The following is a 15861-nucleotide window of genomic DNA, read 5'->3' on the forward strand; positions in this document are numbered from 1 at the left end:
CTGATTAGAAACTCTTAAGCTCAGGCTTTGCGCTCCTTCGCGTCCAATCGGCTTCCTTAGCCTCCTTGAAATGGGGCTTCGTCCTGTGATGAACCTTGTTCTCGTGTTAGTTGGATCACCTCCTCCTTGCACCACCTTTTAGAGTTTGCCGGCTAACTTTCCGGAGGGAATATGGGACTCAGCTCCCCAACACATGCCGAGGGATCGGCCACCGACGCGTCGTCGGACAGAAGGCCTTCAGACGTTGATGCATCGGATCGAGGGTCTTCCGCCGAAGGCCTTCGCCGTTCCATGGGTGCCCGCCACCTGGTGATGATCGCCATGGGCGGCGTCATCGGTTCGGGCCTGTTTGTCAGCTCGGGTTACACCATCGCCACCGCAGGACCACTGGGAGCCGTCATCGCTTTCCTCGTCGGCGCCGTGGTGGTCTACCTGGTCATGGCCTGCCTCGGGGAGCTCGCCGTTGCGTTCCCCGTCTCAGGCGCGTTCCACATTTATGCAGCGCGGACCATTGGGCCCGCCACCGGTTTCGCCACTGCCTGGTTGTATTGGCTCTGCTGGGCGGTGGCCCTGGGATCGGAGTTCACAGCAGCCGGGTTGCTCATGCAGCGCTGGTTCCCGGACGTCGACGTCTGGATCTGGTGCTTCATCTTCGCCGCCGTCCTCTTCACCCTCAATGCGATTTCATCGCGTGTCTTTGGCGAATCGGAGTTCTGGTTCGCGCTGATCAAGGTTGCCGCCGTCGTCGGCCTGATCATCCTGGGCGGCGCCGCTTTGCTGGGCTTCCACCCGCTGGCGCAGGGCGATTACCCGTCATTGACGGAGAACTTCACCACCTCCCAAGGCTTGTTCCCCAACGGCTTCACCGGCGTTTTTGTAACGTGCCTGGCCGTGTTCTATGCCTTCTCCGGTTCGGAACTGATCGGTGTGGCTGCGGGTGAAACCGAGGATCCGGGCAAGAACATCCCCAAGGCCATGCGCACCACGGTCATCCGGCTCATGATCTTCTTTGTCGGGGCGATTCTGGTCATCGCAGCAACCATCCCTTACGAGAAGGTCAGCGTTGACGAAAGCCCGTTCGTGACGGTGTTCTCCATGCTCGGCATCCCGTTCGCTGCGGACATCATGAACTTCGTGATCATCACAGCGTTGTTGTCCGCCGGCAACTGCGGCCTCTTCTCCTGTGCGCGGATGCTGTTCTCCCTCGCCGACGAGGGCCATGCGCCCAAGGCGTTCCGAAAACTCACCAAGCGCGGTATCCCCATGGTCGCACTCTGCGTCAGCATGCTGGGCGGGCTGGCATCGTTGATCAGCAGCGTCGTGGCACCCGCCACTGTTTACCTTGTGTTGGTCTCTGTTGCGGGCTTCGCAACCGTGGGCGTTTGGATGTCCATCGTGGCCTCGCACTTCGTTTACCGGCGGACCTTCGTACGGAACGGCGGCGACCTCTCCTCGCTCCCCTACCGCGCTCCGCTGTTCCCGCTGGTACCAATCCTCGCGTTTGCGCTGTGCGTTGTGTCCCTGGTGGGCATCGCCTTCGATCCCAACCAGGTTGCAGCGCTGCTGTTCGGCATCCCGTTCGTTGGTGCTTGCTACGCCGTCTTCTACTTCAAGTACGGACGACGCCGGCGGCTCCCCCGAGCGGTCGAGGGCAAGGCCTCTGTAGGCTCCTGACCTCATTTGGAACCAGGGCAGCCCCCGAGCAACCTTCATTGGTTGCACGGGGGCTGCTTTCGTCTGCAAATCTCTATCTAAAAGCCCTCGAAGCCTCGGCAGGGTGTGCCGCCACCACCCACTTTGAGACGGCGGAGGCCCAACACGCCGGGAAAACCCGGCCTAGCGGCGCCTAGTGAGCCCAAAGAGGGTCGTGGAGGTACGCCTGGACAGCTACTTCTTGGCCACCCGGACCGGATGCTCGCTCAGTATGGACAGCCTGTTGAAGGCATTGATGCCGATTGCTGCCATGCAAATCACGCTGATCTGCTCGTCCGAATAGTGCTCCCGGGCTTCAGCGAAGAGCTCGGCGCTGGGCCTGGAGGTGCTCATTCGGGTGATCTGCTCGGCAATCTTCATGGCCAGGACCTCTGCGGCCTCGAACAGCCCCACTTCCCTGTAGACGGCAACCAGGGACAACCGCTGCTCCGTCTCTCCGTACTTCAAGGCCCGCCGTTGATGAAGGTCCAGGCAAAACGCGCATCCGTTGATTTGCGAACACAGGTAGTTGATGAGTTCCAAGGTCTTCCGCGGAATCCCCACCCGGTCGGCTTCATCCACTAACTGCTGCGAGTAGTGCGTCAACGTGGCGTAGAGGTCCGGCTGTTGCTTGTCCAGATAGCCGGCGAGGCGCGGCGTTGTCTCCTGTTCGGGCATGCTTGGAGCCTAGCGCAACGGGACGTGATAGAGCGCCGCCCAAAACCCGGCGGGACGTGATAGAGGGATCACTCGCCGGGGACGATGTCCACCGCGAGGCGGATGTGGTTCTCAGCCAGCCACTGCGGGTTGAAGGCTTTGCTGAGGTAGTTCGTGCCGGCGTCGGGGGCTATCGCCACCACCACCGAACCATGGGGCGCCGCCCTGGCCACCCGCAAGGCCGCTGCCACAGTGAGTCCCGACGACGGCCCCAAGGACAGGCCCTCTTCGTCAAGAAGCCGGTGCACCACTGTGTAGACCTCGTCGTTGGGGATGCGGAGGAATCGGTCAACGATCGAGCGGTCGAAGATCTTGGGCCACTCCGCGGCCGGCCATGAGTTCCCCACGCCATCCACCAGGATTTCGCCGGGATGGCCACCGCTGTAGGCGGAGCCGTAGGGATCGGCGCCCACCACTTCTACGTGCCCGCCCGGCCGCTCCTTCGCCACCCGTTCCTTCAAGTACCGCCCGTTGCCGCTGATGGTCCCGCCAGTGCCGATGCCCGCCACGAAGTGGGTTACGGCGCCCCCGGTCTGTTCCCAGATTTCCGGTCCCGTGGTCCGGTAATGCGCCAGGGGGTTGGCCGGGTTGTCGAACTGCATGGGACGCCAAGCTCCGGGGGTCCCCTCCACAACGCGTGCAGCCACGGCCCGGGCGTTCTCCGGGGATTCGGACGGCGCACTCCAATCGGTCAGGATCACCCGCGCACCGTAGCTGTGCAAGGCGGCGAGTTTTTCCGAGGAAATGGTGTCGCCGGTGACCACCACCACCGGATGCCCGGTGAGCCGCCCGATCAGCGCGAGGCCGATCCCCGTATTGCCCGACGTACTCTCCACGATGGTGGCCCCGGGCTTCAACTCGCCGGACCGTTCGGCTGCCCGGACCATGCTCAAGGCCGTCCGGTCCTTGATGGATCCGCCGGGATTCTCCGACTCAAGCTTAATGTGGATGCTGCTGCCCAACCCGCGGCCCAGGGCTTCGAGCTTCACCAGCGGGGTGTTCCCTACCCTCTCCAGCACGGAGGCGTCCAACGCATCGGGAGGGACCGTTGCAGCATGCGCGCCGTGCTTCCGATGTGCCGTCGTCACCATTCGTTTCCACCTTGCCGGAGTCCGTCAACAACAATCCGAAGCTCCCGCCGCGCGTGCTCCACCAGTTCCGGGGCGGACGGCCGGTCTGCAAGGACGTCGGCAAGGCGGCCAACGACGGCGGCGGTCCCCTTGCCCAGCGGCTGCGCAGCTCCCGCTTCGAGCAGCAGATAGGACGCCGTCAGGGCCTCAATGGCGAGCAGCTTCTCCACGGCGTCCACGGATTTCACCAGTTGCTGCAGGGCGAGCGGCGCGAGGGTTGAATGGTCTTCGACGTCGGCGGACAAGGTGGGTGCGCCAAGGGTGGCCGGCGCTGCCAGGAATTTCAGTTCGGCGAGGAGCCCGGCCGCCGAGTACCACAGCAGCCCCGGCAACTCTTCCTGCACCAGGCCGGACCCGGCCGCGGCGGCAAGATGCTTCGCCCGGATGGCACGCTGCGGCGGGTAGAGCTTGGCGATCCTGCGTTCACTCGGAATGCCCACGTGGGCGAGCGCCAAGCGCAAGCCCTCGAAGGCCAACGCCAGCTGCATCGGCTGGAAGTTGCCCCCGGAGACCATCTGCCCCGATTCGAGGTCCACCAGCGGATTGTCACCCCTGCCGTTCAATTCCACGTCCAACGCTGCCGCCAACTGCCCCACCGAGGCCCTGAACGCCCCGTGCGTCTGAGGCGCAGCCCTGAAGGACAGGGGGTCCTGCACGGAAACTTCCGGCCGTACATCTTCCAGCCACCCGCCGCTCAACAGGCGGCGGACGGCGGCGGCCGATTCCCGTTGGCCGTCCACGGCCTTGGCCGATTGGATAGCCGGCGAGAAGGGGCTGAGGTCGCCGCCGCCGTCGTACCTTGCGATGGTTTCCAGGGAGAGGGCGAGCGCGACGTCCGCAAGCCGGGCCACATGCCGCAACCTCAGCAAGGCGAGGGTGCCGGCACCTACCGAATAGGCATTGGCGCTGACGAGGGCCAAGGCCTCACCGGCGTGGAGCGTGAGGGGCTGAAGTCCGGCGTCCGCGAGGGCCTTGGCGCCGGGCACCAGGACGCCGGACGCGTCAAGCGCTTCTCCCTCACCGATCGCGACGGCGGCGACGGCGGCCAGTTGGGTGAGGTCGGAAGAGCCCACCGAACCTTCGGCCGGGATGGCGGGGTGGACGCCACGGTTCAGGAGGTCGGCGTAGAAGCGGGCTGTTTCGGGCCGGACGCCGGAGCCGCCGCGACTGAATCCGACCAGGCGGGCGAGGATCACGGCACGTGCTTCGGCGCGGCTCAGGTAGGGTCCCACCCCGCTGTTGTGGTACCTGACCACCTGCACTTGGTAGGCAAGGATGGAGCCTTCCTCAACAGCGGTATCGCGGCCGGACCCCAGGAGGGTGTTGAGGCCGTAAACCCGCTCGCCGGAGGCCGCCACGTGCTCCACGACTTCCCGTGAACGGCCGATCAAAGTCAGGGCATCATGGTTGAGTTTCACGTGGCAGGAGTCGTCCGCCGCCGCCATGGCGATGCTTTCTGCATGCACTGGCGCCGTCCCGATCAGCAGCACCTTCGACTCCGGAAACATGGTCAGAAATCCAGGAGATTCTGCCGGAAACCGCCGTTGCCATAGCTTTTCCTCAGCAGGCCGCGGCGACGAAGTTCGGGAGTCAGTTTGTCCAGGACCCCATGCACCGTCACCGGATCGACGAACCCGGAAAACAGGAAGCCGTCACCGCCCACGGCCTCGCCCGTCTCCTCTAGGTAGTCGGCGATCTCTCCGGCGGTCCCGATGATCGAATCACCGGCGCCGCCGCTGCGGGCCTGCAGGATCTGCCGCAGCGTGGACCCGGGAGGAGCAGCTTTGGCGAAGTGTTCCAGCGTTCCTTGGTTACTGTTGGTGCTCAGCTCGGGGAGGGGCTGATCGAGGTCGAATTGCTTGAAGTCGATCACCGAAAGGTAGGAGATCGAGTTGAGCTGGCTGTCGATGTCGCGCTGGGTCAGTTCCTTGCGCCGTGCCCGCAGTTCCTCCCCCTCCGCAGCAGACCCCACCACGGTGGGCTTGAGGACAAAAAGTACCTTGACGTCGTCGGGATTCCGCCCGGCATTGGCGGCTTCGGCACGGATGGAATCGCGGTAGGCCTTCATCCCGTCTACCCCGCGGGCCAGGGCGATGGCGACGTCGGCGTGGCCGCCCGCGAACGCTTTGCCCCTCGGCGATGCGCCGGCCTGAACCAACACCGGTTCCTCGGGAAGGGGTGCCGTATTCAGCGGACCCCGGACCTTGAAAAACTGCCCGTCGTGGTTGATGGGATGGACTTTGGTGTGGTCCGCAAACCGGCCTGCCTCCACGTCCTCCAGCACGGCGTCCGGTTCCCAGCTCCGCCAAAGCCGCCGGACGACGTCGACGAATTCCTCCGCCTTCTCGTAACGCAGGTCGTGCTCGATCTGCTGGTCCAGTCCGTAATTCTGCGCGGCGAGGTCGCTGCCGGAGGTCACCACGTTCCAGCCGAGTTGGCCCTCGGAGAAATGCTGCAGGGTGGCAAGGAGCCTGGCCGCGGTGAAAGGCGGGTAGAAGGACGCGCTGATGGTGGGCACAATGCCGAGGTGTTCCGTCGCGGACAGCAGGTACGGCACCAGGGCCAAGGGATCGTGCTTCGGAGCGAAGGACGCGTGCGCGAGCGACACTTCCGCGGTGCCGCCGTACGTGTCCGGGACGGTGAGTGAATCTTCGATGATGAACAGGTCCAGCCCCGACCGTTCAAAAGCCCTGACCGCCTCCTGGTAGAGCGCAGGCTTCTTCCAGTCATAGCCAAGGCTGTAGCCGGGAGTCCCCCAGCCCTGGACACCGAATCCATGGCCCACGAACCATCCGAAATGCAGCATGGGCTTGAGTGTAGAACTGCTCTGTCCGTTCACCGCGACCTGATTTCATGCGAAGTTACAGGGGGTCGTATTGCGTCAATTATGCTCCCGTGACGTCTTAAATGGTCCAGTCCCGGCGGCCGGTCCGGTTACGCAACATGACGACGGCGGGACACCCGCCACATGCGTCGCAACGGCCGCGGATGTTATTTTCTTCTTGAGTAATGAGTACCAGCGCCAAGCCCTGACTTGCTGGTCGGCAACCCTCTCCCGCGGCGGGGTGCCTCAGGTGACTACTCGGCGTATTCGACACTTCGAACTGCAAGCGTGACTGAGGAGCACATTAATGCCTGAACCCATCGAAGAGAGACTTTCCTACCGTTTGATCACGGGCCCGGACACCCGGGACTTCTGCGAACGGATCAGCAACGCCCTCGCTGAAGGCTACGTCCTGCATGGCAGCCCGTCGGCCACCTTCAACGGAACGGACGTCATCGTGGCACAGGCAGTGGTGTTGCCTGCCGCCGTCGCCAGCGCGGATGCCGCCGTGGCCAATGCCGTGGATGAGCTGGAGAACTACGAGGACGAGGCAGCATTCGAGGGCCACGCATGAGCTACGCCGGAGACCTGACCCCGCAGGATGCCTGGGCGAAGCTGCAGGACGGTGCCATCCTGGTGGACGTCCGCACCGAGGGCGAGTGGGCCCACATCGGCATCCCCGACACCAAGGCCACGGAAAACGATCCCCTGTTCATCCAGTGGAACCTTGCAGGCGGCGTCCCGAACTCCCGCTTCATCGAAGACCTGCAGCAACAGGCACCCGAGGGAGACGGCGTTGAGCTTGTGTTCCTTTGCCGGTCCGGCCAGCGCTCCATTGCTGCGGCCATCGCCGCAACCCAGGCAGGTTTCACCGCCTACAACGTCCTCGAAGGCTTCGAAGGTGAACCGGACCGTTACGGCGAACGGACCGTCAACGGCTGGAAAAACCGCGGCCTGCCAACCAACCTTGGAAACGAATAAGAAGTGACTTTCAACCCTGACGCCGCCGGCTGGAATCCAGACACCCAAGCCGTTCGCGGTGGCCTTGACCGCACCAATTTCCAGGAAACGGCGGAGCCCGTCTTCCTCAACTCCGGCTTTGTCTACGAGTCGGCGGCAGCTGCCGAGCGCGCCTTCACCGGGGAAGACGAACGCTTCGTCTACTCCCGCTACGGCAACCCCTCCGTTGCCACCTTCCAGGAGCGGCTGCGTCTCCTTGAAGGCACCGAAGCCTGCTTCGCGACGGCGTCGGGCATGTCCGCAGTCTTCACCGCCCTTGGTGCCTTGCTGGGCGCCGGCGACCGGGTGGTTGCCGCCCGCTCGCTCTTTGGCTCCTGCTTCGTGATCCTCAACGAGATCCTGCCGCGGTGGGGCGTGGAGACCGTGTTCGTAGACGGCCCCGACCTGGACCAGTGGCGCGCTGCCCTCTCCGAGCCCACCACCGCGGTGTTCTTCGAGTCCCCCTCCAACCCGATGCAGGAGATCGTGGACATCGCAGCCGTCAGCGAGCTCGCGCACGCCGCCGGGGCAACAGTGGTGGTGGACAACGTCTTTGCCACTCCCCTGCTCCAGCGCTGCGGCGAGCTCGGCGCCGACGTCATTGTGTACTCCGGCACGAAGCACATCGACGGCCAAGGCCGCGTACTGGGCGGCGCGATCCTGGGCACCAAGGAGTTCATCGAAGGCCCGGTCAAGCAACTCATGCGGCACACCGGGCCGTCATTGTCCGCGTTCAACGCGTGGGTGCTGACCAAGGGCCTGGAGACCATGGGCCTGCGGGTGAACCACAGTTCCGCCTCTGCGCTGAAGATTGCCGAATGGCTGGAAGATCAGCCTGCGATCAACTGGGTCAAATACCCCTTGCTCACATCCCACCCGCAGTATGAGCTGGCCGCCAAGCAGATGAAGGCCGGCGGTACCGTGTTGACGTTCGAGCTTTCGCCGTCGTCCGGCCGCTCCGCCAAGGAAGCCGCGTTCGCTTTGCTCGACGGGTTGCGGGTCATCGACATCTCCAACAACCTGGGCGACTCGAAGTCGCTCATTACCCACCCGGCTACCACCACCCACAGGGCCATGGGACCCGAAGGCCGTGCAGCCATCGGGCTCTCCGACGGCGTGGTCCGGTTGTCCGTTGGGCTCGAGGACGTCAACGACCTCATCCTGGATCTGGAGAAGGCCCTCAAACAGGTCTAATCTCATGCCATGAGGCATCCATACCGCCGCGCGGGGGCTGTCATTGTTGCGGGTTCGGTCGTGTGGCTGGCGGGAATATCTCCGGTGCCCCGCGTCTATACCACCCACGATCCGGCCGAGCGTTTGAGGCTGCTTCTGCGGGGTGAGCGGGGATGGGTGACCGGCCACCACGTGGCCGCAGCCGGGACCGCGGCCGTGCCGATTGGATTCGCCGCCTTGGCACGGGCCATGCCTGACGCCAAGGCCAAGCACTGGGTAGAGGCCTCGGCTGCGGCGCTCCTGGCCGGAGCTCCGCTGTTTGTGTACAGCCTGTCCCGGAGGGCGTCGGACCTTGAACGGTTTGCGTATCGTCGCGGCTCGAATGTTCCGTTCCTGGGCTACTCATGGCTGCACATCGCCGGCCTGGCCGCCCTCGGCACCGGCTTGCTGCGATCGCCGGCAGAGCGCTGGGTGGGGCTGACGGCCAGCAGTGCTGCGGTACTTTTCGCCGGCATCCTGCTCAAGGCCAAGGACATTCCGCCGTTCGTCTTCTACGTTACGGAGGCGACTGTGGGAGGGTACCTGATGGTGTGGGATCCGGAGCCTCCCGCGGGCGACCCCGCGGTTGGTTGAGTTCCCGCAGTGCTGAGTTCCCGCGGTTGGCTGAGGTCCCGTAGTGCGGAGTTCCTAGGCCCGGCGGACGCGTGCCAGCACGGGATCGGGATCCTTGATGGCACCTCCCGGTGTGCCGGAGACGGTGACTTTGACGGCATGCCCCACCACGGCACCCAACGCCTCTACACTGGGCGGACTCCCTGCGGGGCTTTGGCCATCCCGTTGGCGGCTGTTGAAGCGTGCCGCAGCTTCCCGTTGCTGATGGGCGCCGTTTCCGCGCTTCAGGATGTCCGCTAAGCCTGCTTTCACCAGTTCCAGTTCGCCCTGCTCGGCCAACACGGGGGTCAAGTACTCCATCAACGCCCACACCACGCTTGTGGCCGGTTCGGGACGGAATTCGCCAAAGTCAAGAAGGTCACCGCGCAAACCCATGTTGCTGGCTTGGAAACTGGCCATGCGCAACAACGCCGTCGGCACCGAGGCGGGTTCAACGCCGTCGAGCATCTCCCGGGTGGCCGTCTCCACCAAAGCCCGCACCAGCACGGCAATCAAGGCCGCATCCTCCGAACGCAGGCAGACGTCGGCAACCCGGACCTCCACTGTGGGGTGGTCCCGGGAGAGGCGGGCGTCAAAGTAGATCATGCCCTCATCCAGCAGCACGCCCGTCTCCAACAGCCGCTTGACCATACGCCGATAGGAGGTCAGGGAACCGAACACAGCGGACGGCCCGGACGTTGGCCAGCGGTTCCAGGCCTGGGTCCGGTAGCTGTCAAAGCCGGTGGCCTGTCCGCGCCAGTAGGGAGAATTGGCGCTGATGGCGGTCAGGACAGCGAGCTTGTCCCGGATGTGGTCCAGGACTACGACGCCTTCCTCAGGCGATTCCAACGAGGTGTGCACGTGGAAGCCGCACGTCAGCTGTTCGTACGCCGTGAGTCCAAAACGCTCCAGCATCTCCGCGTACCTGGGGTTGGGCGTCGTGTGCGGGGTGGAAGCGAGGGGCGAAGTGGCAAGTGCGGCTACGCGGGCCCCGTGCTTGCGGGCGGCCTGGTCTGCCAAGGCCCGGCCCCGCCTGATCTGATGCAGCAATTCGTCGTAGCTATGGCAGGGCCGGGTCTGGGTCTCGATCTGTTCCAGCTTTAGTTCGTGGCTGAGCCCTGAACCGTCGCCCTCGGAAGTCCCGTCCTGTTGCCCTCTTCCGCTGATCAACGCATCCGCGAGGGCCAGAGGTTGACCCGTCACGGGATCGACGATGAGCAGCTCCTCCTCCACCCCGAAAGTACGCATGCTCCATTTTGCGCCCCACGATAGCCGCGGCCGCAAACCCCGCCGCCACCTGGTCCGTCAATTTTGCTGGATCATTCGTACCGGACCGTAGGCGAAGCCCCGAAAATGGCGGGGTCCCGAGGGCCAAGGCCGGAGTGATCCAGCAAATTTCTCGTCGGGCTATCCACATAAGGCCCCCGCCCACTCCTGGCGGGGCGTCGATCGTGGCTTGCTGGCCCTATGGATGCGCTTGAATTCCTCACATCGGTGGGCGGAGTCGCCAAGATCGGGCTGCTCCGGGCCAACGGGTACACCCCCGCCGATATCCGCAAGCTCGCAGGTGCCTATCAGCCCAGGCATGGTCTGTGGGCCATACCGTCGGCTGACCCTGCTGTCCTTAAGGCGGTTTCCAACAACGGCTACCTGACATGTGCCAGCGCAGCCCTCAGGTACGGTCTCTGGCTCAAGACCACACCGGCAAAGCTTCACTTAGCCACCAGGCACGGCAGAGGGCACGGCTTCGTGCGGCACGGCGGTCTCCGCTTCGGTCCGGAGGCCAGTCTTCCCCTTGCCTCCGTGGAAGTACGCCCCGGAGCAGATCTGGAACTCGCCGGAGCACGTCATGGCGGAAATCCGGGGCTTCCTGGCCAGGGGAAGACCCCGCCATTTGGGTGGACGAGCAGAAATTTGCTGGATCATTCGCACCTGACCGCAGGCGAAGCCCCGGAATGGCAGGGTCCCCGAGGGCCGAGGCCGGAATGATCCAGCAAATTTGAGGGACCGGCCTAGTCCTGGAAGTACTCCACCTTGGCGCCGATGGTGTTCAGCCGCTCGGCGAGGTCCTCATAGCCACGTTCAATGACATAGATGTTGCGGAGCTCCGACGTTCCGCGGGCGGCAAGCATCGCAAGGAGCAGGCACGCCGCCGGACGGAGGGCCGGAGGGCAGCCAATCTCGGCGGCACGCCACTTGGTGGGGCCGTTGACGTAGATCCGGTGCGGATCCAGGAGCTGGACCTGGGCGCCGAGCTTGTTGAGCTCGGTCAGGTAGATGGCGCGGTTCTCGTAGACCCAGTCGTGGATCATGGTCTGGCCCTCTGCATTGCCGGCGATCACGGCGAAGAAGGGCAGGTTGTCGATGTTCAGCCCCGGGAACGGCATGGGGTGGATCTTGTCCTGCGGGGCGCGGAGCTCGGATGGCTTGGTGGTGACGTCCACCAAACGGGTACGTCCGTTGCGTGCCTTGTATTCGCCGGAAATCTCCAGCTCCTGGCCCATCTGCTGCAAGGTGGCCAACTCGATCTCCATGAACTCGATGGGCACCCTCCGGATGGTCACCTCGGAGTTGGTGACGATGCCGGCAGTGATAAGGGACATCGCCTCGATGGGGTCCTCGGAGGGGAAGTACTCGATGTCCACGTCGATGCTGGACCGGCCGGTGATGCGCAGCGTGGTGGTGCCAATGCCTTCGATCCCCACGCCCAGGCCCTGCAGGTAGAAGCACAGGTCCTGGACCATGTAGTTGGGGCTGGCATTGCGGATAACGGTGGTGCCCTCACGGTGCGCGGCAGCCATGATGGCGTTCTCGGTCACGGTATCGCCGCGTTCCGTCAGCACGAACGAGCGGTCTTCGCCGTCGGCCGGCGGGGCTGCTACGGAGTAGAACCCGGACTTCGCCTCGACCCTCAGCCCGAATTCGCGCAGCGCCTGCATGTGGGGCTCAACGGTGCGGGTCCCCAGATCGCAGCCACCGGCATACGGCAGCAGGTATTCGTCGGTCTCGTCCAGGAGCGGTCCCAACAGCATGATGACACTGCGGGTCCGGCGCGCTGCATCGACGTCCATGGTGCCGAGATCCAGCACTTCGGGACGGCGGATGCGCAGATCGCTGTTATTAAGCCACGTGCACTCGACGCCGATGGACGTCAGGACCTCGACGATCCGGTTGACCTCTTCAATCCTTGCCAAACGGCGCAGGGTGGTGGTTCCCCGGTTGATCAGGCTGGCACACAGCAGGGCCACGCCGGCATTCTTGCTGCTGTTGACGTCAACGGCACCGGATAACGTCCGCCCGCCTTCAACCCTTAGGTGGGTCATCTGGGGACGGCCCACCTTGACGATGGAACGGCCAAAGATGGCCTCAAGCCGTTCAATCATTCGAAGGCTCAGGTTCTGTTTGCCCTGCTCCATGCGGGCCACGGCGCTCTGGCTGGTTCCCAGCTCGGCGGCCAGCTGTCCTTGGGTCCAGCCCTTCTCGCTGCGGGCGTCGCGAAGCAGAAGGCCAACGTGTTCGGCAGTAGGTTGGGTCATAACCCAAGAAATATCACAAGTGAGTTAGAAGGCCCGCACAAAACGCCGATTCAGCGGTTAAGGTCACACCATACCCGGGCGGTGCGATATAAAGCTCGACGGCGGACTGTCGGCCAAGGTGCGGGGGTCAGGCCTTCCAGTACCCAAGGACGTCGATCCGCAGTCTATCCACTCCCACCACCTTGCGCAGGTGTTTGGCAATGGCGCGCGCACTGGAGGCCTCGCAGGCAACCCAGAAAAAGTCCTCCTCTGGCGAAACGGCTTCTGCAGTCAGCGACGAGCAGACTTCTTCCGCCAGGGCCGCTCCGTCACGCTTGCGGGGAATCCAGGTAACAGCATCGCTTGGCGTCGTCCGGACCTCAAGGGAAGGATCGGCGTCGTGCTGGAATTCCAGCCAAAGGTGCGCCGGCGCCGTGGATCCCACGTCGGAACGTGCGTCCAAGAGCGAGTTGATGGCCGGGATCGAGGCGGGATCGCCAACGATCCAAAGGCGCCGCGCCGGCTGCGGGAAATTGAAGGCGCTGCCTTGGACGGTCGCTTCGATGGTGGCGCCGGGCTGCACCGTACGGGCCCAGTCGGCCGCGATACCTGCGTGCATGGCGAAGTCCATGCTGAAAGTTCCGGCCCGCACATCCGGATCCACCAGGGTGTAGGCGCGCTGATGACCCTTTCCGCCGTCGTCGAACCACAGCCTGATCCACATGGTGGGGTGCAGCTCGGAGTCCATCAGCAGCCCACCGTCTTTGACGTTGACGCGGAGGAAGTCAGGGCTGATTTCTTCCCGCCCGATGACCTCCAACATGAAGTCCTTGGCACCCATCGCTTTGAGGACGATGCCTTCCCAGCTCCGCTTCAAGCAACACTCCTTCATGAATGGCAGGGATTTTGAGAAGGCGGCCGCACCGCCTATCTTGAACTTAAGTAAGCCTAACCTAAGCTCGAAAGCAGTCCCCGAACTATGACGCCAGCGTCGACGTACAACCCGCCCGCAGAAGGTTCCGGGATCTACCGGGACGAGTGGGGCATCCCCCACCTGTGGGCTGACAGTGCCGATGACCTGGCCTTCCTCCAAGGCTTCAATGCGGCAGCGGACAGGTCCTGGCAGATCGAACTGGAACGCTGGCGCTCCGAAGGACGGACGGCCGAGCTCCTGGGATCCGCGGTCCTTGAGTGGGACCGTTTCGCCCGGCAGGCCCGACTGGACCATACTGCGCAGCGCTGTTTTGAAGGGTTGGACGAGGCCACCCGCCGCTGGTGTGGGAAATATGTGGACGGCGTGAACCAGGCTTTGGCGGACGGCCTGCGGAGCGGCGCGGAATTCGACCGGGCCGGCGCTGCGGCCGAACCGTGGAATCCCTGGACCCCGCTGGGAGTTTTCCTCGTTCACCACATCCTGTTCTCCACCTTTCCCAACAAGCTGTTCCGCGCCCACGTTGCCCGTACCCTTGGCGCCAAGGCAGTGGACCTGTTCAGCATCGAGGCACCGGTATGGTCGGGCAGCAACGCGTGGGCTGCACATGGATCCGTCACTGAAAGCGGGCTTCCGCTGGTGGCCGGCGACCCCCATCGCCTCATGGAACTGCCCGGCGTGTACCAGCAGGTGCGCCTGGCTTGCCCGGAGTTCGACGCCGTCGGGTTCGCTTTCCCTGGTATCCCCGGGCTGCCGCATTTTGCGCACACAGGTCACACCGCCTGGGCCATCACCAATGCCATGGCCGACTACCAGGATCTCTTTGAAGAACACCTCCGCCGGCTCCCCGGCCGTAGGGCCTCCGCCGAGCGGGTGCTCGCGCGGGGCCCCAAGGGTTGGGAGGTCGTTGAGGCCGGCGTCGAAACCATCACCGTGCGGGGCGGCGAGCCGGTCCGCGTGGAAGTCCTCCAGACGCCCCGCGGTCCCGTTATTTCACAAACGCCCGACGGCGGCGCGCTGAGTTTGCGCTTCCCCGCGTCGGTTGAAGGGCGGCTGGGTTTCGAATCCCTCCTTCCGCTGTTGCGGAGCCGGAGCGTGGCAGATGTGGAGGCTGCATTCGATTCATGGGTGGAACCCGTCAACAGTGTCATAACAGCAGACGTCCATGGCTCCGTACGACAATTCGTGGCCGGCCTGGTTCCGCAACGCAATCCTGCAAACCGTCGCTTGCCTGTTCCGGGCTTCTCTTCCCGTCACGGATGGGACAAGCAGTACGTGGCTCTTCCCCGCACCGAGGTCCGCCGTTTCGCCGTCAGCGCCAACGATCGCGCAGCTGGCGGTGGAGACTCCGTAGCCTTGGAGTTCGCTCCGGAACACCGGGCGCGGAAGATCCGCGAGCTCTTGGAGGCCGCCTCGGAACCCTTGACGGCGGACCACATGCGGGCCATTCACTCGGACACGTACCTGGGGCCGTGGCCACACTTCCGGAAACTCTTGGCGGCCCTCGATGCAGATGATCTTTCCCCGGAGGCGTCGTCCCTCCATGCCAGGCTTCTCGAATGGGACGGTCGGATGGACGCCGGGAGCCATCTGGCGGCGTGCTTCGCAGCGTGGCGGGGTGCCCTCGTCCAAAGGATGGTCAGGCATCCTGCCTTATCTGCCCTTGCCGGGCCGACGGGATTTTCGCCCTTGTTCGGACCGTGGCTCTCCATAGGTTCCCGGGTGGGTTTCGCGCTCGAAACCCTGACGGTCCGCGCCGGCGAACTGGGGATATCGGTGCCTGTTGAGGCTGCTGCGGCCCTTGAGGATGCGGCGCAGGATAGGGCCTTGGAGGATTCAAGCAAGAACCGCGGCACGTGGGGTGACCGGCATCAGCTTCTGGCGGTCCATGTGCTACCCGGAGACCTCACCGGTTCGGCACCAACACGTGCGCTCAGCGGGGACACCGGATGCGTCCTCTGCACGGAGAGCCTTCCCGGTGTTGACGACCGCAGCTTCCGGGGACCTGTCGCCCGTTATGTCTGGGACCTTGCCGAGCGAAGCAACAGCCGCTGGGTGGTCCCTTTCGGCGCCTCCGGCAGACCGGACAGCCCCCATTTTGCCGACCAACTCCCCCTCTGGGCCGAGGGTGAACTCATTCCCGTGATCACGGATTGGGGCCGTCTTCGCAACGAAACGCGCTGACAGCTGCTTCCGGCACGCACGCCACACACAAACCAAATGGAGAAT

The 15861-nt window shown here is 64.3% G+C and carries 14 protein-coding genes and 1 riboswitch; of the genes, 7 read left to right on the plus strand and 7 right to left on the minus strand.

Annotated elements, in window-relative coordinates; genetic code table 11:
- The first annotated feature begins 171 nt into the window (after positions 1-171).
- Entirely contained in the window at positions 172-1674 is a 1503-nt protein-coding gene (locus tag QN084_RS08015; protein ID WP_031217070.1) for an amino acid permease, read from the plus strand.
- A gap of 213 nt (positions 1675-1887) precedes the next feature.
- Here the strand turns inward: QN084_RS08015 and QN084_RS08020 are convergent, their stop codons facing one another.
- From QN084_RS08020 to QN084_RS08035, 4 genes are all read right to left on the minus strand, one after another.
- A complete protein-coding gene (locus tag QN084_RS08020) occupies positions 1888-2370 on the minus strand; it encodes a carboxymuconolactone decarboxylase family protein (RefSeq protein ID WP_069696791.1) in 483 nt (160 codons plus the stop codon).
- Positions 2371-2438: 68 nt separating this feature from the next.
- The gene (locus QN084_RS08025; protein WP_069696792.1) at positions 2439-3500 is read right to left on the minus strand and encodes a PLP-dependent cysteine synthase family protein; all 1062 of its coding nucleotides are present in this window, start codon (positions 3498-3500) and stop codon (positions 2439-2441) included.
- Positions 3494-5047 carry an aromatic amino acid ammonia-lyase gene (locus QN084_RS08030; RefSeq protein WP_069696793.1) on the minus strand — a complete coding sequence of 518 codons (1554 nt, stop codon included), beginning with the start codon at positions 5045-5047 and terminating at the stop codon, positions 3494-3496. Before QN084_RS08030 ends, QN084_RS08025 begins: the two co-directional genes overlap by 7 nt.
- Positions 5048-5049: 2 nt before the next feature.
- Entirely contained in the window at positions 5050-6378 is a 1329-nt protein-coding gene (locus QN084_RS08035; RefSeq protein WP_062098211.1) for an NtaA/DmoA family FMN-dependent monooxygenase, read from the minus strand.
- Between the two features lie 166 nt (positions 6379-6544).
- Positions 6545-6658, plus strand: a riboswitch (SAM riboswitch).
- A gap of 12 nt (positions 6659-6670) precedes the next feature.
- Here QN084_RS08035 and QN084_RS08040 point away from each other — a divergent pair.
- From QN084_RS08040 to QN084_RS08055, 4 genes are read left to right on the plus strand one after another with little or no spacing between them, the layout of a single operon-like run.
- Positions 6671-6937 carry a DUF1737 domain-containing protein gene (locus QN084_RS08040; RefSeq protein ID WP_021474073.1) on the plus strand — a complete coding sequence of 89 codons (267 nt, stop codon included), beginning with the start codon at positions 6671-6673 and terminating at the stop codon, positions 6935-6937.
- Positions 6934-7344, plus strand: a complete 411-nt coding sequence (locus QN084_RS08045) for a rhodanese-like domain-containing protein (RefSeq protein WP_021474072.1) — start codon at positions 6934-6936, stop codon at positions 7342-7344. The genes QN084_RS08040 and QN084_RS08045 overlap by 4 nt, the downstream gene beginning before the upstream one ends.
- Before the next feature lie 3 nt (positions 7345-7347).
- On the plus strand, positions 7348-8556 hold the full coding sequence (locus QN084_RS08050; RefSeq protein WP_021474071.1) for an O-succinylhomoserine sulfhydrylase: 1209 nt from the start codon (positions 7348-7350) through the stop codon (positions 8554-8556).
- Between the two features lie 9 nt (positions 8557-8565).
- Positions 8566-9168, plus strand: a complete 603-nt coding sequence (locus QN084_RS08055) for a hypothetical protein (RefSeq protein WP_021474070.1) — start codon at positions 8566-8568, stop codon at positions 9166-9168.
- 54 nt (positions 9169-9222) lie between these two features.
- On the opposite strand, the gene QN084_RS08060 is transcribed toward QN084_RS08055, so the two are convergent.
- On the minus strand, positions 9223-10434 hold the full coding sequence (locus QN084_RS08060) for a glutamate--cysteine ligase 2 (RefSeq protein WP_021474069.1): 1212 nt from the start codon (positions 10432-10434) through the stop codon (positions 9223-9225).
- A gap of 219 nt (positions 10435-10653) precedes the next feature.
- Between QN084_RS08060 and QN084_RS08065 the strand changes: the two genes are divergently transcribed.
- A complete protein-coding gene (locus QN084_RS08065; protein ID WP_139126926.1) occupies positions 10654-11175 on the plus strand; it encodes a hypothetical protein in 522 nt (173 codons plus the stop codon).
- A gap of 23 nt (positions 11176-11198) precedes the next feature.
- On the opposite strand, the gene QN084_RS08070 is transcribed toward QN084_RS08065, so the two are convergent.
- Both QN084_RS08070 and QN084_RS08075 read right to left on the minus strand, forming a co-directional pair.
- Positions 11199-12722 (minus strand): UDP-N-acetylglucosamine 1-carboxyvinyltransferase, encoded by a 1524-nt coding sequence (locus tag QN084_RS08070; RefSeq protein WP_069696794.1) that lies wholly within the window; start codon positions 12720-12722, stop codon positions 11199-11201.
- A 127-nt stretch (positions 12723-12849) separates the two neighbouring features.
- Positions 12850-13578, minus strand: a complete 729-nt coding sequence (locus QN084_RS08075) for a siderophore-interacting protein (RefSeq protein ID WP_069696795.1) — start codon at positions 13576-13578, stop codon at positions 12850-12852.
- A gap of 102 nt (positions 13579-13680) precedes the next feature.
- Between QN084_RS08075 and QN084_RS08080 the strand changes: the two genes are divergently transcribed.
- The gene (locus tag QN084_RS08080; protein WP_069696796.1) at positions 13681-15816 is read left to right on the plus strand and encodes a penicillin acylase family protein; all 2136 of its coding nucleotides are present in this window, start codon (positions 13681-13683) and stop codon (positions 15814-15816) included.
- Positions 15817-15861 lie beyond the last annotated feature (45 nt).

Origin of the sequence: Paenarthrobacter sp. R1 (assembly GCF_030264015.1) — a bacterium.
Lineage (GTDB): Bacteria > Actinomycetota > Actinomycetes > Actinomycetales > Micrococcaceae > Arthrobacter > Arthrobacter ureafaciens.